Source organism: Paraburkholderia sp. BL10I2N1, from assembly GCF_004361815.1.
In the GTDB taxonomy this organism is placed as follows: Bacteria; Pseudomonadota; Gammaproteobacteria; order Burkholderiales; family Burkholderiaceae; genus Paraburkholderia.
In genome coordinates, this window is sequence record NZ_SNWA01000001.1 from 4088944 (window position 1) to 4102660 (window position 13717).

Genomic DNA, 13717 nt, shown 5'->3' on the forward strand with positions numbered 1-13717 from the left:
AGCGAACGAGCAAGCGCATGCACAAAGCGTAGTGCGTTGCACATTGTCAGTCACCAATTTTCCATAGGTCTGGATGGTCAAACGGTGACGAGAGTCGCAATTGTTTTCATCCCCTGCATACAACAGGGGTGGACAATTGAGAACACCTAGCTATGCTGGGTTTTCTCTGTTGTTCAACTTCAATCATTTAGGAGTGTGAATCATGTCAAACGCTAAACAAGCAAAGGTTGCCCTTTTGTCCAAAGATGAAGCGCTGAAACTCATTAAGACAAACGGAAACCGTATCGTTTCGTTGCGCGATGACTTGCAGCGCATTGCCGTTGCTGCCATTGGCTATGCGAACGTGCATGGTGATGTGACTATCGCGCAAGCGGCCGTCGCAGTCATGACAAAAGGTGTAACGGCGTCGAAATTCATAGCGTACCTATGCGCGCATGGTCAGCTTGAAAAAGATGACAAGCTGGGGGTTCGGTACATCAAACGCGATGATGTAACCAAGGATGTCGCTGAACTGGTTACCACATTGGCGGATAAAAAGTGGTTCGACCATACCGCGGCGCGTGTCAAGAAAGAGGAATACGACGCCAAGGATGAACTGCAGCGCGTCATTACCCGGCTGCAAAAGGCAGCGAAGAAAGAAGGGGTTGTCGTCCACTATGAAACCCTGCTTGCGCAGGTGGCGTTGGTGGTGGCGAAAGGTGTCGACGTGGAATTGCCCCTGCCGAAAGCAGCGTAAGTGCAGTAACCCTCCCCCGGGCGCAAGCCCGGGTTTAAACAGCGCATCCAAGTTGTACATGTGTGTGCTGTTTAAACCAAAGTACCACGAACATCGCCGGTTGCCCGCTAAGCCTTGTCGGGCGGGAATTGGACAAACTCTGAAAAATGTTCCATCCAATTGTCCAATTCGGTTTCTATATTCCACGCGGGTTTGCGGGTCGTTTTGGTGAATTGGATAAATGGATGTAAAAAAAGAATGGATACGTACGCGAGGCCAGCCATCCGTGGATCCATGTGCGACATACACACACATTCCGCGCGTCTCATTAGAGTGAATGTTTTTTTTGCATCCAAATTGCCAATTCACCCTCTCGATCGCCCGCAATCCCTTACCCAGCATGGCTTACAAGAATTGGACAAAGCTCATCCAATTCAAAATAATTCCATCCAATTCAACCGATTTTGTCCAATTCAACCGCGTGGCACCTATCACAAACAAACTGCGCACACGCGTACAGCTTGTTTAAGCTAGAAACTTGTGCCAACTTGTTTTTCTGCATTGTACGGTCTGTTCGGGACTTTCAGCGATCCCCCCCACGTACAAACGTGGCAACAGAACCCACAATGCAGATTATTAAGTTGGTACACGTTTCTAACTTAACACGTAGCACATGCATGTATAGCTTGATGTTTAAGTTAGACATTGGCGTGCTGTTTGTTCCAGCACCACTAAACCACTAAGGAGTGAGCCATGAAAGCGGTGATGATTGTCTTGTTTGTCGTCGTGTGCATCGTGGGGGCGTTCTTCGGGTCTGCGGTGGGATACATGCTCGCAGGCAAATTCGGCGCACTGGTCCATGCACTCTCACTCTGAGGGCCGGGTTTAATTTCCCCTTGACTACCTACTAACATACACATATCTTACGCACTCAATCCCCTAACTTTTGATTCAACCATCTAACATGTAGACAACTTGAGGACGTGCCATGACCCCCGAAGAACTCCAGCAACTCGTGGAAGCTGTGCGTCAGGCCAACGCGGAAGCCGCGGTCGGACTCGAGCAGCAGCACGACGAGCACTGCAAGGTACGTTGGCGCCGCCGGCTGATGGTGTGCGCTGTCGTGGCGGCTGCGCTGTTCGCATGCGGCCACCTGTTCCACATCGAAGAACTGTTCAAGGGCTGGGAGCTGCTCGCCGCTGCCTGCGTGGACAAGTTCGTGTTCGGTATCGCAGAAGCGTGAACCAGGGAGAAAAACATGATCGTTTGTCACGACCGGATTATCGCCAAGGCGCGCGGACGCATCCAGGCCGAACTCGCTGACTGGAGACATGCAGCTGATGCTCGCACGGGACTGAACTATCTATGGTCATACTGTGAAAAGGAGGACCACAACTACATCCGGCAATCCTGCCGGGATACGCGAACGATCGTCGCAGACGCTGCGCGTGAGATCGCTGAGATCAACTGCATCGAGTTGTGACTCCAGCTTGGAGTTGATCCAGCCTCTGCGTTCCCTCGGCTACCTGTAACCCCACACTATATAGAGGTGCGTCATGCGTAGCTCCGCTCCATTCATCCTCGCCACCATCGGCCAGCTCGGGCTCGCCCTGATCGTGGAGTTCACCAAGCTGGTGGTCTTCACGCAGCCGGTGTTCTGATCATGATGTTCCTCTTTGGATTGATCCTCGGCTGCATCCTGGGATTCATTGTCTGTGCCTCGCTGGCCGAGGACGATGACGACGATGACGACGATGACATGGAGTGGGATGGAACCCTGTAACCCACACACCCCAACCCCGCAACACACAAGGAGTTCGTCATGAGTAGCACCCATAGCAGCACGTATAGCAGCACTTATAGCGTCAACTCGAAGATCGACGCGCTGGTCGAAGAGAACATGAAGCTCAAGGCGCAGCTCGCTGACCGCGACGACGACCTCAACGATGAGATCGAACAGCTGCGTGATGTGATCGTAGCGCAGGCCATCAAGATCACAGGACTTGAGCGGAGCGTGGACGAGCTGGCAATTGATCTGGCACGTGAGTCGAACGCACACGAGGCAGCTAAGGCCAGCCGCTCACCCCACACAGTATATAGAGGTGGATCCGGCGTAGCTCCGCTCCCTTCGCCCTCGCCCTGATCGTGGAGTTCACCAAGCCTTCATAGGCGTGCGCCTTAACGGCTGCTCCGGCCATCCGAGTCAACCAAGCTTCTGTCATAGGCACGCCACCCGCGCAGGGGGATGAGGTGTTCTCTGGTTCTCATCCCAGCGCCACATCTGTGCGGGCGTTAGCACAAGTAACGGAAGCAAGCCGGATTCAAGGACTGCTCCACGCCCTCGGGCGTGGAGTCAGGCCGGAACCTACTAACTTGTTATGAGGTGACACCGTGAATGACGCAGTCAACCAGCACATGGATGTGCTGATCGAGAAGAACCTGGCCCAACACGACCGGATCGTGTCACTTGAGGAGACCAACGCAGCGCTGCGCCACCTGCTCGCCGAAGCCTCCAAGGAGATCGCCACGCAGGGCGACATGATCAAGGAGCTTGAGGTGATCACCGAAGCGCAATGTGGAAAGCTCACCGAAGCCCACATCGAGATCGTCCGCTTGCGCACGCTGATCGCCGAAGCCTCCAAGGAGATCGTCCGCCTGCGCAAGCTGATCGCCGAAGTCTACAACATAGTCAAGAGAAGAGGTAAGCCATGAGAACCCGAGGTCTGTTCCTGGTGCTGGCCACCACACTGGTGGCGCCGCATCTGTCGCTCAACACGGCCCTCGCGCTCGGCGCGGTGTGGATCGTGCTGTGGTTTCTGTCATGGATCTGAGGAGCATGGGCATGAGCACATTCCGTAACATCAGGGTGTTCGTCGACCCCAACATGCCAGCGACATTCCGCTGGGTGAACGTCATAGATGGGCCGACCGTTGGCTTCGATGGCGAGATGGTCGTGGCGGTGTACTTCGGTATGGGTGCGCGTAACTCGATCTGGGTGCTCGCTGAGTGGCGCGAGGCGATCGAGAAAACCCCCCTCGCCACCATGCGGATCGGCCCGGAGCATACACCCATCGAGACAGTACCGTGGACTGACCTGATCGCGAAGATCGACGCGCTCACGGTTGATGCTGTGGTTCAACTCGTGCGCGAACGCATGGAGGTGTGAGATGGACGATATAACGGATGACCTGAAGAAGAAGCTGAACCCAGGCTACTGGGAGCGCGACCATAGCGAGGTCCTGTTCAATGCCGTCGTCATCGCCTACCACATGGGCAGGCTGCTGCAGGATGAGCGGCTGATCAATATCGACATGGATGTGTACGACTGGGCGGTGCAGTTCGAGATCGAGTGGCGTGCGATCGAGGGATACCGAAGTGATCCATGGGTGAAGCTGCGCGAGTTCACCTCGCTCAAGCTCGTAGAGAAACGCATGGAGGTGTGAGATGGATGAAGATGCGATCAACGAGTTGTGCACCAACGCCATGCAGATCGGGTTCTTTCTTGCGCAGTATGGCAAGGGCAGCATCGAGGACGTGAAGGCCGACGTGCTCGACATCGCGCGCCAGTGTGAGAGCGCATGGCGCGCGTACTGTGAGGAGTGCCACGACGAACGGGCCAAAGGCGGAACACCTGCGCAGATGACGTTTGTCGACTGGTGCAGCGAGTGGTGCGCCGTGCAGGTTGTGCTCGAACGCATGGGCGTGTCGGAGTAACGCACCTATCACGCGCGCAAAACGTCAACATTTTTAAGGTGCAGAGGAGAAGGACGATGAGTGACATCGACAACACTCTGAAAAACCGCCGCTGGTACATGCGGCAGCGCATCACGTGGCTGACCAACGCCATCGAGCGGGTCGAACGCGGTGAGCCGTACAGCATCACGCTGGACGTGCTGAAGCGCAACCTGGCGGACAGCGTGGTGATGCTCATGGAGATGGAGGAAACATGAAGAAGAACCTGTGCGAGTTGAAGCCGATCCTCGTCGAGCTGGAGGACGGGGATGGCCACGAGGTCGACGGCTACCACTGGGTCAAGCTGTTCGAGAACATGCTGTTCATCCTGTTCGACCCGGAGTATGAGCTGTGTGGCGTATCGCAGGAGGGCAGCGGCGGCACTACCTACGTGACGGAGGACTTCTTCCCGATGGCTGACCTGAACTGGGGCAGCGGCCGGGGCGAGAGGCCCCAGGACACAGTCGTGGCGGTCTCGCAGGAGGAGCTTCAGCAGCTCGTCCACGAGCGCATGTGCCAGCACACCATTGAAATGCTTCAGGAGCGCATGACATGAGCAGCCACGCAGAGCGGGAGCACGACGATCAGTTGCTGATCGAGAACGCGATCGAGATCGCGCTGTGGGTTGGGCACACCGGCTACAGCCCGGGCAGCGAGGCGCTGGACGAAGCCGGCGGCATCAGCGCGTGGATACAGGATCGCGCGGTGCAGTTCGAGAAAGAGCACAAGGACGCGGACTGGGACGACCTCCGCGGATACTACGATGCGATCGAGGACTGGATCACGGCGTATGCCGTTGCGCAACGCATGGAGAACTGATATGGCCAAGTCATTCGTATACAACCGGTTTGATATCGTGCCAAGCGGCAACGAGATCCCCGATGCAGAAGGCGAGTGGGTCAAGGCACAGGACGCCCTCGATCGCGAAGCCGTGCTGCAGGCGAAGATCCGCACGCTCGAAGTCCAACTGAAGGACCTCAAGGAGGGTGAGGCGTGAACCCCTACCAGCTGCGTGAGCTGCTGGCCAGCAGCAACATCCACACCCACGACTACGAGCCGACAGGCTGCCTCGATGCGCCGGACCTCATACCCGATGGCGCGACCCGGCTGCTGACATGGTGCGAGCCTCGCAGGATGGGCAACCGGGAGGGAGCATGAACGACATTAGAGTGCTTCTCATTACGGCGCTGGTGATGCTCGCCATCAGTCTGGATCTGATCCTCATCTTCCTGCATAACCTGTTTTAATTTACTTGCTAACAGGACATACACACGTTAGCATCTAACCTACATTTCGTGAGGTACTTATGGACCCGGTGCTCAGGCGGTTTACAGCCGTTGACTGGATCGGCGTCATCGCCACGGTGGCAATGGCGTTCGTGGTTGCGTGGTCGTTCTGGATGCGCGACTGGATCGGTGTGGCGGCTCTCAGCATCTCGCTGGCGATGTGGACGTTCGCTTGCTGGCGCACGTACGTGCGGCGCAAGAAGCAGATGCTCGAAGAGATTTTCAACAGGATCATGTGAGCCATGGACAGCGAACCGAAGGACCCGGAGCGGCAGGCGAAGATCAGGAGCATCCGGCTGGTACTGCGCCGCGAGTGGCTCACGCCGGCTGAGCGGCTGGAGCTGGAGGCTGCACTCTTACGGCTGATCGGCCACCAGGAGAAGTGAATGTCCTCGCCAAAAAGACGTATCGCCCAGGTGTTCCCGGCGGAACTGGACGACCTGCCCGACCTCAACTGGATCGGCCTGTTCGAGAACAGGGTGCTGGTCCTCGTCAGTAAGGACGGCCCGGTCGCCGTGACCCGCGGTGGAGCATGCGACGACACGCTGGTGACAGCGGAGTACGCCGTGCCGCTGACACTGCGCTTTGAGGACGACATCATCAAGACCGTTCCCCCCGACGAGCTGGCGGAGGCCATCAACGAGCGCAGCCGGGAGGCCATGCTCGAATACCTGTCCAGCCGATTCGATTGACTGCTTACTTAGGAGTGCGACACGTCAGGTTTTGGTTCATCCCCCCAGCAGTAACTTACTAACCAGGTTAGGAGCATCAAATGAAATTCGCAGACATCCATACGTCGGTCATGAAGCAGTTCGCCACCACCAACCGCATCGTGCCGTTCATCCTCGGCAAGCCCGGCGGCGGCAAGACGGAACTTGGCCGCAAGGTAGGACGTGACTTCGCGTTCGCAGATGGCGGCGGCTTTGACAAGGTGATCGAGTTCAACGCATCGCTGCGCGATCCGGTCGACCTGCTGGGCACGCCGAACAATACCGGCGAGTGCACCGTGTGGGTGCCGCCGAAAGAACTGTATGACCTGCGCCAGGGCCGCAACCTGCTGATCCTCGAAGAGCTCAGCGACGCGTCGGTGCCGATGCAGAACGGCCTGTGCGGTCTGATCCATGACCGCAAGCTCAACGAGCTGCACCTATCACGCGACACGTACATCATCGCCACGGGCAACCGCACGGAAGACAAGTCCGGTGCGAACCGCATCACGTCGAAGCTCGCCAACCGGACGCGGCGCTTTGACTTCGACGAGAACATCGACGACTGGTGCGAGTGGGCGCTCAACGCGGGCATCGACATCATGCTGATCCAGTTCCTGCGCTTCAAGCCCAACCTGTTGTCCGACTTCGATCCGAACCGCTTCCAGAACCCCACTCCCCGCTCGTGGGAGCGCGTGTCGCTGATCCCGGAGGACCTCGATGCGGACCTGTTCTACGGCAACGTGGCGGGCGAGGTGGGTGAAGGCGCGGCGGCTGAGTTCACGGCCTTTCGCAAGGTAGCCGCAAACCTGCCGAACATCGACAACATCATCATGAACCCGGCGACGGCACCCGTGCCCGAAGGCGACCCGGCGGTGATGTATGCGCTGACCGGCGCAATCGCACAGCGCACGTCCAAGGACAACCTGGACCGCATCAACGAGTATATGGACCGGTTGCCGGTGGACTTCTCCGTGCTTTTTATGAGTGACGTGGTGAAGATGAAGCCCGAGGTGAAATCGACAAAAGCCTTTGTGGGCTGGGCGGTAAGGAACGCCAGTGTCTTAGTGTGATGCCATGAAACGCCACCGTTACCACATGGACATCCAGAAGGGGCTCATCCTGGTCAACGGTGGCGTGTCCCACCCCAACGGCTGGATGATCCTGCGCAGCGGGGACTTGAACAAAGCATGGCGCCGCTACTACCCGCCGGGCTACAACGAGAGATTCGCCGGGAGGGACGACGCGAGGGCCACGCTGGTGCGCCACTACACCGGCAGCCAGGAGTGGTGGGTCTCGTGGGTGAGCGGCCCGGAGACAGGCAGTGAGATCGGTCCGTTCCCGAGCAAGGCAGCGGCGTGGGCCGCGTACAAACTGTTAACGAGTTAGGAGGTTGGTATGGGTACAGATATCCACATGGTGCTCGAACGCGAGCACAACGGTAAATGGGTGGGCGTGCACAACTTCGACAGCAGGCACATGGAATACAACGAGGCCACGCGGCAAGCAGTGGTGGCGTACAACGCCACGCTGGGGAGTGATGTTGAGTACGGCCTGCGCGCACAGCTGCCCATGTACTGCGACTGGGGTGTGCGACACCGGAACTACGCCCTGTTCGGTTCGCTGGCGAATGTGCGGCGGGATGGCGATGGCGCACCAGATCCGAAAGGCGTACCGGACGACGTGTCCGACCTGGCCAGAATGGAGATCGATGGCTGGGGCATCGATGGACATAGCCACACATGGTGGACGCTGCGGGAAGCGCTGCCGGTGTTCGCCGCGCATATATGCCCCGAAGACCTCCTGGGCGAAGAGCGCAAGAGGCTGTCGAGCAGGCTGTTCGAGGTCGACGAGGAGGATGTAGACCAGTACCGGCTGATCATCTGGTTCGACAATTGAGGGTCAATCATGAAGATCACCTTCAAGCATCGCAATGGCAGGCATGATGACGTGCCCGGCTGCATCCCGTCCAACCTCACAACGATCTTCTACGATGAGCAGGGGCAAGGCGGCCGGATGATGTGGCTTTCGGTACTCCATGATGCACCCACGTGGCTGTACTGCGGCGGGGATAGCCCGGACCTCTGGGAGCGTACCGTGGTTCGCCATCCGGGCGGGGGCTGGTATATCCATGCCTGGGACACCAGGTTTCCCGGCGAGCCGTCCCAGCGTTTCCCTTGCCGCAAGGCAGCCTTCACGGCTGCGCGCGTGCTGGGGTTCTGAGATGAAGATCATCAAGAAGGTCCACAGGCAGGTCCAGACCGTGGCTGAGCGGTCCTACTACCTGATGGAGGATGAGGACGGCGGCAGGTGGGAGACCGACTTCCGCAACGATGCGATGCTGGTGTTTCCTCCCCGATGGCTCGCCAGTAACGGCACCCATATCTGGATGATTGCGCGGTGGCGCGGTGGCGGCTACTGGCTGTGCCATTCATTCACCGAGGCATGGGTCGTCGACGACCGTCTCCGCAAGCAGTCCGAGCCGATCCCCGAGATCGGTCCGTTCCCCACACGCAGGGCGGCGATCGCCGCGATGAGGGTGTTGCATTCATGAAGATCATCGAGAAGCAGGTTGAGACGGAGAGCTGCTACCCCACCATCAAGCTGGAGAACGGCTGGACGATCGTGTTCCGCGGCGAGGTGACAGAGGTGTGGGTGGACCAGAAGATCTTCGCCCTCAAGGACGAATCGGGCTGGCGCCCTTACCGGCTGTCCGCAAGATGGAGCAGCGACGAACGCTACCCGTCCCGCCTGGCGGCGATGGTGGCAGCGAGGATGTAGGCAGTAAACCCCCCACTACTGAATAACTTAGGAGCAGCATCATGGACATGCGTGCAACCCCCCTGTGCGCCAAAGCAATGCTCGTCAAACTGACGATCCGCCGCGCGAACCTGTCGCGCCGGGACGCTGCGGCCGAGACGCTGATCCAGCAGACGCTGGACGACGCCAGCCTGATCGTCAGCAGCAAGCTGTTCCGCGACAAGGCCAACCCCGTCAACCGGATCATGTCGACGGCCGCCGAGGTCTACACCTATCACAAAAAGCATACGCTACCGTGGGCCGACAAAGGTCCGCGGCTGCTGCCCAACGGGCTCTACTTCGAATACCGTGACGCCATGCGCCACCGCATCGCCCAGGTGGACGCGATGCTCAACGAGCACATGCCGCACTACGACTCGTATGTGAGCACGGACATCGCCTGCCGCAGCAAGTCACTCGGCGCGGCCTCGCGTGCCCAGGTGGGGGACTACCCTTCGGCGGAACAGTTCAGGGAGCGTATGGGGTTTGACCTGCGCTTCTCCCCGCTGCCCGACAGCCAGCACTTCCTGTTCGATCTGTCCGCCGAAGACCAGGCGGGATTCGAGCAGGCGCTCACCGATGCGCGCATCGGCGCACGCAACGATGCAGTGCGCAGGATGTTAGAACCTACCCAGCATCTGGTTAGCAGGTTGAACGTCCCAATCGGCGAAAACGGGAGTATATTTCGTGACTCGGCGCTCACCAATGTGGTGGAAGGGATCGACCTGGCGAGGAAGCTGACGCTGGACGAAGACCCCGATATCACGGCGGTGACGGAAGAGCTGGCGAAGGCGGTGCGCAAGTGCGTGGACGGCAAGGAGCTGCTGCGTGAGTCGCCTGCCACGCGCGAGGCGGCGGTGAAGAAGCTCGAGCAGCTGGCCTCGCAGATGAGTGCGTTCATGGTGGGAGTGTGACCGCCGCCGAGTGGTCGGCAGCGCTGCTGGTTCGCGCCCGGCTCGCTGGCATGGATGAAAACGTGATACGCGAGTGGCGCTGGCAGCTGGAGTGCGACAACTGGTATGAGGCGCAGTTGCAGCTGGAACTGGCGCTGCTGCAACTTGAAGAAGGAGGACCCGATGCGTTCATGGTGGGAGTGTGAGATGAAGGATGCAATCATGCGCTGGCGCCTGTCGCCGGCCGCCTATGTGGTGTGGGTGGCGCTGGGCGACCCTGCGCAGTGGGACTTCGACTCCGAGTACACGATCGCGCACCGCAATGGCACGCGGTTCCGGGTGTCGGCGGGCGCGGGTGGCTTTCGCCCCGAGGGAGCAGTCGTGGGCCTGAATTTCGGGTTCTTCGAGCGACGCATCCTGTGGGCGCAGTACCAGAAAGCGCTGCACCTGACGCTGATCTCCAAGATGTTGCGCATGTGAGGATGTCATGCCCTACAAAGCCAACAAGCGGCTGCCGATCCATGAGCGGTACACGGCGGCGATGGTGGAGCTGCGGTTAGCGGGTGCGAACGAGCACGTCATCAACCGGTTCCGCACACTGCACCCGAAGAGGATGCGCCAGTTCCTGCCGGACATCCGCTACATGCTCGACAACCCGCGGCTGCTTCGGAGTGACCCACCGCCGCCACCAAGAGGATGGGACAAGGTATGAAGAAGCTCAAACGCAGAGCGCTGCAGGCGAAGCGCCAGCGTTACAACCTCTTCCTCGCCACGCAGTACCAGGTCGCCGCAGGGATGCTGCGCATCGTAGGAGGCTTTGACGACAGCGTGGAGTTCATCGGCACCCTCGACCACGAGCTGCGCAAGAAGAATCGCAGCTGGGTGCAGCACACGCTGGCCACGGCGGGGCTGCCGCAGATTGACCTGTGGGGCAAGCCATGAGCGACGACGCTGTTAGCACCCTCTCCCCCGTAGAGGAGCGCATTTACCTGCTGGTGCGGCTGCGCATGCTCGGCGTACGCCCTCCGCCCTCCGCATATGGGGTGACACCAACCCGCATGACTTTGAGGACATGGCCAGGCTGCGCAAGCGTGTCCAGCTTGAAGAGATGTGCCAGGAAGCACTCGTGCAGTACCCACTAACTGACTTACCCACCGGAGCAAAGTCATGAGAAACGTTAGCAAGCTGGACAAGGCCAAGGCCGCCATTGTTCTCGATAACCCGTTCTTCGCCAGCATCCTGCTGCGCCGCCCGATGGTCGCGCGCGAGGACATCCCGCTGTTCGCGATCAACCAGCGCGGCACGATCTATTACAACCCGAAGAACATCGAGGCGCTCCCCGTGCCGCAGATCGTCTGGGGCCTGTGCCATGAGTGCATGCACTACATGGGCCAGCACGCTGCGCGCCAGCAGGCCCGCAAGCACAAGAAGTGGAACTACGCGACGGACTACTTCATCAACGACACGCTGACCAGCGCCAAGGTCGGCGAGCCGATCCCGGCGACGCTGCAGATGGACGGCGCGAAGGACAAGAGCTGCGAGGCGATCTACGACGAGATGCCGGACAACGACGACAACGGCAGCGGCCAGGGTGACGGCCAGGGTGACGGCGGGAACCAGGGCGGCATGGGCGACGACATCCTGCAGGAAGGCACGCCGATGACTGAGTCGGAGATCAAGGAGCAGGCCGCGCAGACCAAGATCGAGATCGCTGAAGCGGCGCAGGCCGCGAAGATGCGCGGCAAGCTGCCGGCTGCACTCGCCGAGTATGCGGCCGACGTGCTCGATGCAAAGACCCCGTGGCACGACATCCTGGAGCGGTTCATGGTTGGCATGACCAACATGGACTCCACCTGGGCGCGGCCGAACCGCCGGTTTATCCCGAGTGGCGTGTACCTGCCGTCGATGGCCAAGCAGCCAACGATGGGTGAGCTGGTGGTGCAGATCGACGTGTCGGGCTCGATCAGCAAGCAGGAACTTGCCTACTACAACGGCCATCTTAAGCGCATCGTCTCGCAGTGCAACCCGGAGAAGGTCCACGCGATCTATGTGGACACCCAGGTGCAAAAGCACGTCGTGTTCGAGCAGGGCGAAGAGGTCGACCTCGAGTTCTATAGCGGCGGCGGCACGCACATGCCGGCGGGGTTCGACTGGGTCGAGGAGGAAGGCATCGAGCCCGATGCGGTGGTCGTGCTGACCGATGGCTATACCGGCTGGGGCGAGCAGCCTGACTTCCCGGTGATCTGGTGCATCAGCAGCGACGTGCAGGCGCCGTATGGTGAAAATGTGCACTTCGAGATGGAGCACTGAAGTGGGCGACCGCGGCCCCAGGCCAGATGGATGGGAGCAGATCGCGCCGGACGTCTGGCTATATACCGCATCCGGCACGTCGCGCGCGATGGTGTGGAAGGGGCCGTGGGCCACGGTGTGGAACGTCACCCCGTCCGACCCGCCACTCATGGAACCTGATCTCGAGACGGCGTGTGCGCTCGCGGTCGCGCTGTACCGGCTGGGAGGCTGAGATGGAATGGACGCTTGATGTCACGGACTATGACCTGCGCGACGGGAATGGCACGCTCCTCGCCTTCACCTATACGCCGGCAGGGCAGACCACCCGGTCATTCGCGCTGTGTGGGCCGTACAGCGATGGGCACGGGTTCGCAACCGAGGCCGAGGCGCGCGAGGCATGCCTTGCCAGCCTCGTCGCCGCACGCATGGAGGCCTGAGATGGAATGGCGAGTGCTTAACGCCTCCCCGGAGCAATGGGAGCTGGTTGATGACGGGCGGTTCCAGCTCGCGATCGTGTACCGCAGAGAGTTTGCCGGGAAGTACAGCTTTGTCACCGCGCACCGCCTCGGCGGGAATCCGTACTTCGAGACGCCCGAGGAAGCCATGCAGGCGGCCCTGGTCGCTGTCGTTGAAGGGAGGCTTGAGTCATGAGATGGAATCATTCCGGCCTCACCCCGTACGACGAGTGGTACCTCCTCGACGATGCGGACAATTCCCTCGCCCGTATCTGGCGCGCTCACATGGCTGACGGCTACGCGTGCCTTGTACGCACGGGGGTGTGCCTCTATGAGCCCACGCTGGAGGCCGCCATGGAGAAAGCCGTTGTCGAAGTCGTTACAGGGAGGCTTGAGGCATGACCACCAGAAGTGCTGCGATCGAGGTAGAGGTCATCACGCGCTCGGAGCGTGTGGGGCCGCCGAAGTATTTCGTGAACATCAACGTGAACCGCACCCCATGGAAGTCCCTGCCGGTTGACGAGCCCATCACGATCGTCGAGGCGTTGTCGTTAGCAGCTGTCGAGTACAAGTTAGCCCATTCATAGGAGATAAAAGATGGACAAGAACCTTGAACTGCTGCGCACCGTGGTGATCGCGAAGCTCGTGTACTGGGACGCGCTGGGCGAGCTGGAGAAGCGCCTGGCCCCCGATGGCGAGTTCTCCGACCGCGCGAACAACGATGTGATTGACGAGATCGCCACGCTGGCTTCCGCGCTGCACGGTCCGCATGACGTAGGCGCCATCACGCAGGAACACCTGAGCGAGATCGAAGAGCTCGCCAGGCAGTAACGCAGTACCC

At 59.8% G+C, this 13717-nt stretch carries 36 protein-coding genes; all 36 read left to right on the forward strand.

Annotation, left to right across the window (positions count from 1 at the left end; all coding sequences use genetic code 11):
• Positions 1-202: 202 nt before the first annotated feature.
• Positions 203-736, forward strand: coding sequence for a hypothetical protein (locus B0G77_RS18990; RefSeq protein ID WP_133663501.1), 534 nt, complete (start codon positions 203-205; stop codon positions 734-736).
• Positions 737-1468: 732 nt separating this feature from the next.
• Positions 1469-1591 (forward strand): hypothetical protein, encoded by a 123-nt coding sequence (locus B0G77_RS45280; RefSeq protein WP_279571333.1) that lies wholly within the window; start codon positions 1469-1471, stop codon positions 1589-1591.
• 112 nt (positions 1592-1703) lie between these two features.
• The gene (locus B0G77_RS18995) at positions 1704-1958 is read left to right on the forward strand and encodes a hypothetical protein (RefSeq protein ID WP_133663502.1); all 255 of its coding nucleotides are present in this window, start codon (positions 1704-1706) and stop codon (positions 1956-1958) included.
• A 15-nt stretch (positions 1959-1973) separates the two neighbouring features.
• The gene (locus tag B0G77_RS19000; RefSeq protein WP_133663503.1) at positions 1974-2198 is read left to right on the forward strand and encodes a hypothetical protein; all 225 of its coding nucleotides are present in this window, start codon (positions 1974-1976) and stop codon (positions 2196-2198) included.
• A 339-nt stretch (positions 2199-2537) separates the two neighbouring features.
• Positions 2538-2858, forward strand: coding sequence for a hypothetical protein (locus B0G77_RS19005; RefSeq protein WP_133663504.1), 321 nt, complete (start codon positions 2538-2540; stop codon positions 2856-2858).
• A 248-nt stretch (positions 2859-3106) separates the two neighbouring features.
• Positions 3107-3427 carry a hypothetical protein gene (locus B0G77_RS19010; RefSeq protein WP_133663505.1) on the forward strand — a complete coding sequence of 107 codons (321 nt, stop codon included), beginning with the start codon at positions 3107-3109 and terminating at the stop codon, positions 3425-3427.
• Positions 3424-3546, forward strand: a complete 123-nt coding sequence (locus tag B0G77_RS45285; protein ID WP_279571334.1) for a hypothetical protein — start codon at positions 3424-3426, stop codon at positions 3544-3546. Before B0G77_RS19010 ends, B0G77_RS45285 begins: the two co-directional genes overlap by 4 nt.
• Positions 3547-3557: 11 nt before the next feature.
• Positions 3558-3881 carry a hypothetical protein gene (locus B0G77_RS19015; RefSeq protein WP_133663506.1) on the forward strand — a complete coding sequence of 108 codons (324 nt, stop codon included), beginning with the start codon at positions 3558-3560 and terminating at the stop codon, positions 3879-3881.
• Between the two features lies 1 nt (position 3882).
• Positions 3883-4158 (forward strand): hypothetical protein, encoded by a 276-nt coding sequence (locus tag B0G77_RS19020; protein ID WP_133663507.1) that lies wholly within the window; start codon positions 3883-3885, stop codon positions 4156-4158.
• 1 nt (position 4159) lies between these two features.
• Entirely contained in the window at positions 4160-4429 is a 270-nt protein-coding gene (locus tag B0G77_RS19025; RefSeq protein ID WP_133663508.1) for a hypothetical protein, read from the forward strand.
• A 56-nt stretch (positions 4430-4485) separates the two neighbouring features.
• A complete protein-coding gene (locus B0G77_RS19030; RefSeq protein WP_133663509.1) occupies positions 4486-4665 on the forward strand; it encodes a hypothetical protein in 180 nt (59 codons plus the stop codon).
• On the forward strand, positions 4662-5003 hold the full coding sequence (locus B0G77_RS19035; protein ID WP_133663510.1) for a hypothetical protein: 342 nt from the start codon (positions 4662-4664) through the stop codon (positions 5001-5003). The genes B0G77_RS19030 and B0G77_RS19035 overlap by 4 nt, the downstream gene beginning before the upstream one ends.
• Entirely contained in the window at positions 5000-5266 is a 267-nt protein-coding gene (locus B0G77_RS19040; RefSeq protein ID WP_133663511.1) for a hypothetical protein, read from the forward strand. The genes B0G77_RS19035 and B0G77_RS19040 overlap by 4 nt, the downstream gene beginning before the upstream one ends.
• A gap of 1 nt (position 5267) precedes the next feature.
• Positions 5268-5444, forward strand: coding sequence for a hypothetical protein (locus B0G77_RS43275; protein WP_166656182.1), 177 nt, complete (start codon positions 5268-5270; stop codon positions 5442-5444).
• Positions 5441-5605: a hypothetical protein gene (locus tag B0G77_RS43280; protein WP_166656183.1), complete on the forward strand. Its 165-nt coding sequence runs from the start codon at positions 5441-5443 to the stop codon at positions 5603-5605. The genes B0G77_RS43275 and B0G77_RS43280 overlap by 4 nt, the downstream gene beginning before the upstream one ends.
• Positions 5606-5753: 148 nt before the next feature.
• A complete protein-coding gene (locus B0G77_RS19045; RefSeq protein ID WP_133663512.1) occupies positions 5754-5972 on the forward strand; it encodes a hypothetical protein in 219 nt (72 codons plus the stop codon).
• Positions 5973-5975: 3 nt separating this feature from the next.
• Positions 5976-6119 (forward strand): hypothetical protein, encoded by a 144-nt coding sequence (locus tag B0G77_RS43285; protein ID WP_166656184.1) that lies wholly within the window; start codon positions 5976-5978, stop codon positions 6117-6119.
• The gene (locus B0G77_RS19050; RefSeq protein ID WP_133663513.1) at positions 6120-6425 is read left to right on the forward strand and encodes a hypothetical protein; all 306 of its coding nucleotides are present in this window, start codon (positions 6120-6122) and stop codon (positions 6423-6425) included.
• Positions 6426-6535: 110 nt separating this feature from the next.
• On the forward strand, positions 6536-7513 hold the full coding sequence (locus B0G77_RS19055) for a MoxR family ATPase (RefSeq protein ID WP_133663514.1): 978 nt from the start codon (positions 6536-6538) through the stop codon (positions 7511-7513).
• A 106-nt stretch (positions 7514-7619) separates the two neighbouring features.
• Positions 7620-7829, forward strand: a complete 210-nt coding sequence (locus tag B0G77_RS19060; RefSeq protein WP_166656185.1) for a hypothetical protein — start codon at positions 7620-7622, stop codon at positions 7827-7829.
• 9 nt (positions 7830-7838) lie between these two features.
• The gene (locus B0G77_RS19065) at positions 7839-8339 is read left to right on the forward strand and encodes a hypothetical protein (RefSeq protein ID WP_133663516.1); all 501 of its coding nucleotides are present in this window, start codon (positions 7839-7841) and stop codon (positions 8337-8339) included.
• A 9-nt stretch (positions 8340-8348) separates the two neighbouring features.
• Positions 8349-8663, forward strand: coding sequence for a hypothetical protein (locus tag B0G77_RS19070; RefSeq protein ID WP_133663517.1), 315 nt, complete (start codon positions 8349-8351; stop codon positions 8661-8663).
• A gap of 1 nt (position 8664) precedes the next feature.
• A complete protein-coding gene (locus tag B0G77_RS19075) occupies positions 8665-8994 on the forward strand; it encodes a hypothetical protein (RefSeq protein ID WP_133663518.1) in 330 nt (109 codons plus the stop codon).
• The gene (locus B0G77_RS19080) at positions 8991-9221 is read left to right on the forward strand and encodes a hypothetical protein (RefSeq protein WP_133663519.1); all 231 of its coding nucleotides are present in this window, start codon (positions 8991-8993) and stop codon (positions 9219-9221) included. The genes B0G77_RS19075 and B0G77_RS19080 overlap by 4 nt, the downstream gene beginning before the upstream one ends.
• Positions 9222-9262: 41 nt before the next feature.
• The gene (locus B0G77_RS19085; RefSeq protein ID WP_133663520.1) at positions 9263-10153 is read left to right on the forward strand and encodes a hypothetical protein; all 891 of its coding nucleotides are present in this window, start codon (positions 9263-9265) and stop codon (positions 10151-10153) included.
• Complete coding sequence (locus B0G77_RS19090; RefSeq protein WP_133663521.1) at positions 10150-10338, forward strand: hypothetical protein; 189 nt, start codon at positions 10150-10152, stop codon at positions 10336-10338. The genes B0G77_RS19085 and B0G77_RS19090 overlap by 4 nt, the downstream gene beginning before the upstream one ends.
• Before the next feature lies 1 nt (position 10339).
• Entirely contained in the window at positions 10340-10612 is a 273-nt protein-coding gene (locus B0G77_RS19095; protein ID WP_133663522.1) for a hypothetical protein, read from the forward strand.
• 7 nt (positions 10613-10619) lie between these two features.
• The gene (locus B0G77_RS19100) at positions 10620-10844 is read left to right on the forward strand and encodes a hypothetical protein (RefSeq protein ID WP_133663523.1); all 225 of its coding nucleotides are present in this window, start codon (positions 10620-10622) and stop codon (positions 10842-10844) included.
• Positions 10841-11074, forward strand: coding sequence for a hypothetical protein (locus B0G77_RS19105; protein WP_133663524.1), 234 nt, complete (start codon positions 10841-10843; stop codon positions 11072-11074). Before B0G77_RS19100 ends, B0G77_RS19105 begins: the two co-directional genes overlap by 4 nt.
• 225 nt (positions 11075-11299) lie before the next feature.
• Positions 11300-12442, forward strand: coding sequence for a VWA-like domain-containing protein (locus B0G77_RS19110; RefSeq protein ID WP_133663525.1), 1143 nt, complete (start codon positions 11300-11302; stop codon positions 12440-12442).
• Positions 12417-12653 (forward strand): hypothetical protein, encoded by a 237-nt coding sequence (locus B0G77_RS19115; protein WP_133663526.1) that lies wholly within the window; start codon positions 12417-12419, stop codon positions 12651-12653. Before B0G77_RS19110 ends, B0G77_RS19115 begins: the two co-directional genes overlap by 26 nt.
• 1 nt (position 12654) lies before the next feature.
• Positions 12655-12858: a hypothetical protein gene (locus B0G77_RS19120; protein WP_133663527.1), complete on the forward strand. Its 204-nt coding sequence runs from the start codon at positions 12655-12657 to the stop codon at positions 12856-12858.
• Between the two features lies 1 nt (position 12859).
• Complete coding sequence (locus B0G77_RS19125) at positions 12860-13072, forward strand: hypothetical protein (RefSeq protein ID WP_133663528.1); 213 nt, start codon at positions 12860-12862, stop codon at positions 13070-13072.
• The gene (locus tag B0G77_RS19130) at positions 13069-13278 is read left to right on the forward strand and encodes a hypothetical protein (RefSeq protein ID WP_133663529.1); all 210 of its coding nucleotides are present in this window, start codon (positions 13069-13071) and stop codon (positions 13276-13278) included. Before B0G77_RS19125 ends, B0G77_RS19130 begins: the two co-directional genes overlap by 4 nt.
• The gene (locus B0G77_RS19135; protein ID WP_133663530.1) at positions 13275-13463 is read left to right on the forward strand and encodes a hypothetical protein; all 189 of its coding nucleotides are present in this window, start codon (positions 13275-13277) and stop codon (positions 13461-13463) included. Before B0G77_RS19130 ends, B0G77_RS19135 begins: the two co-directional genes overlap by 4 nt.
• Positions 13464-13473: 10 nt before the next feature.
• Positions 13474-13707 carry a hypothetical protein gene (locus tag B0G77_RS19140; RefSeq protein WP_133663531.1) on the forward strand — a complete coding sequence of 78 codons (234 nt, stop codon included), beginning with the start codon at positions 13474-13476 and terminating at the stop codon, positions 13705-13707.
• Positions 13708-13717 lie beyond the last annotated feature (10 nt).

Bases quoted from the DNA above. Each gene is read 5' to 3' on its own strand.
- B0G77_RS18990 (WP_133663501.1), top strand. From the start codon at position 203: ATGTCAAACGCTAAACAAGCAAAGGTTGCCCTTTTGTCCAAAGATGAA.
- B0G77_RS45280 (WP_279571333.1), top strand. From the start codon at position 1,469: ATGAAAGCGGTGATGATTGTCTTGTTTGTCGTCGTGTGCATCGTGGGG.
- B0G77_RS18995 (WP_133663502.1), top strand. From the start codon at position 1,704: ATGACCCCCGAAGAACTCCAGCAACTCGTGGAAGCTGTGCGTCAGGCC.
- B0G77_RS19000 (WP_133663503.1), top strand. From the start codon at position 1,974: ATGATCGTTTGTCACGACCGGATTATCGCCAAGGCGCGCGGACGCATC.
- B0G77_RS19005 (WP_133663504.1), top strand. From the start codon at position 2,538: ATGAGTAGCACCCATAGCAGCACGTATAGCAGCACTTATAGCGTCAAC.
- B0G77_RS45285 (WP_279571334.1), top strand. From the start codon at position 3,424: ATGAGAACCCGAGGTCTGTTCCTGGTGCTGGCCACCACACTGGTGGCG.
- B0G77_RS19015 (WP_133663506.1), top strand. From the start codon at position 3,558: ATGAGCACATTCCGTAACATCAGGGTGTTCGTCGACCCCAACATGCCA.
- B0G77_RS19020 (WP_133663507.1), top strand. From the start codon at position 3,883: ATGGACGATATAACGGATGACCTGAAGAAGAAGCTGAACCCAGGCTAC.
- B0G77_RS19025 (WP_133663508.1), top strand. From the start codon at position 4,160: ATGGATGAAGATGCGATCAACGAGTTGTGCACCAACGCCATGCAGATC.
- B0G77_RS19030 (WP_133663509.1), top strand. From the start codon at position 4,486: ATGAGTGACATCGACAACACTCTGAAAAACCGCCGCTGGTACATGCGG.
- B0G77_RS19035 (WP_133663510.1), top strand. From the start codon at position 4,662: ATGAAGAAGAACCTGTGCGAGTTGAAGCCGATCCTCGTCGAGCTGGAG.
- B0G77_RS19040 (WP_133663511.1), top strand. From the start codon at position 5,000: ATGAGCAGCCACGCAGAGCGGGAGCACGACGATCAGTTGCTGATCGAG.
- B0G77_RS43275 (WP_166656182.1), top strand. From the start codon at position 5,268: ATGGCCAAGTCATTCGTATACAACCGGTTTGATATCGTGCCAAGCGGC.
- B0G77_RS19045 (WP_133663512.1), top strand. From the start codon at position 5,754: ATGGACCCGGTGCTCAGGCGGTTTACAGCCGTTGACTGGATCGGCGTC.
- B0G77_RS43285 (WP_166656184.1), top strand. From the start codon at position 5,976: ATGGACAGCGAACCGAAGGACCCGGAGCGGCAGGCGAAGATCAGGAGC.
- B0G77_RS19050 (WP_133663513.1), top strand. From the start codon at position 6,120: ATGTCCTCGCCAAAAAGACGTATCGCCCAGGTGTTCCCGGCGGAACTG.
- B0G77_RS19055 (WP_133663514.1), top strand. From the start codon at position 6,536: ATGAAGCAGTTCGCCACCACCAACCGCATCGTGCCGTTCATCCTCGGC.
- B0G77_RS19065 (WP_133663516.1), top strand. From the start codon at position 7,839: ATGGGTACAGATATCCACATGGTGCTCGAACGCGAGCACAACGGTAAA.
- B0G77_RS19070 (WP_133663517.1), top strand. From the start codon at position 8,349: ATGAAGATCACCTTCAAGCATCGCAATGGCAGGCATGATGACGTGCCC.
- B0G77_RS19075 (WP_133663518.1), top strand. From the start codon at position 8,665: ATGAAGATCATCAAGAAGGTCCACAGGCAGGTCCAGACCGTGGCTGAG.
- B0G77_RS19080 (WP_133663519.1), top strand. From the start codon at position 8,991: ATGAAGATCATCGAGAAGCAGGTTGAGACGGAGAGCTGCTACCCCACC.
- B0G77_RS19085 (WP_133663520.1), top strand. From the start codon at position 9,263: ATGGACATGCGTGCAACCCCCCTGTGCGCCAAAGCAATGCTCGTCAAA.
- B0G77_RS19095 (WP_133663522.1), top strand. From the start codon at position 10,340: ATGAAGGATGCAATCATGCGCTGGCGCCTGTCGCCGGCCGCCTATGTG.
- B0G77_RS19100 (WP_133663523.1), top strand. From the start codon at position 10,620: ATGCCCTACAAAGCCAACAAGCGGCTGCCGATCCATGAGCGGTACACG.
- B0G77_RS19105 (WP_133663524.1), top strand. From the start codon at position 10,841: ATGAAGAAGCTCAAACGCAGAGCGCTGCAGGCGAAGCGCCAGCGTTAC.
- B0G77_RS19110 (WP_133663525.1), top strand. From the start codon at position 11,300: ATGAGAAACGTTAGCAAGCTGGACAAGGCCAAGGCCGCCATTGTTCTC.
- B0G77_RS19115 (WP_133663526.1), top strand. From the start codon at position 12,417: ATGTGCACTTCGAGATGGAGCACTGAAGTGGGCGACCGCGGCCCCAGG.
- B0G77_RS19120 (WP_133663527.1), top strand. From the start codon at position 12,655: ATGGAATGGACGCTTGATGTCACGGACTATGACCTGCGCGACGGGAAT.
- B0G77_RS19125 (WP_133663528.1), top strand. From the start codon at position 12,860: ATGGAATGGCGAGTGCTTAACGCCTCCCCGGAGCAATGGGAGCTGGTT.
- B0G77_RS19130 (WP_133663529.1), top strand. From the start codon at position 13,069: ATGAGATGGAATCATTCCGGCCTCACCCCGTACGACGAGTGGTACCTC.
- B0G77_RS19135 (WP_133663530.1), top strand. From the start codon at position 13,275: ATGACCACCAGAAGTGCTGCGATCGAGGTAGAGGTCATCACGCGCTCG.
- B0G77_RS19140 (WP_133663531.1), top strand. From the start codon at position 13,474: ATGGACAAGAACCTTGAACTGCTGCGCACCGTGGTGATCGCGAAGCTC.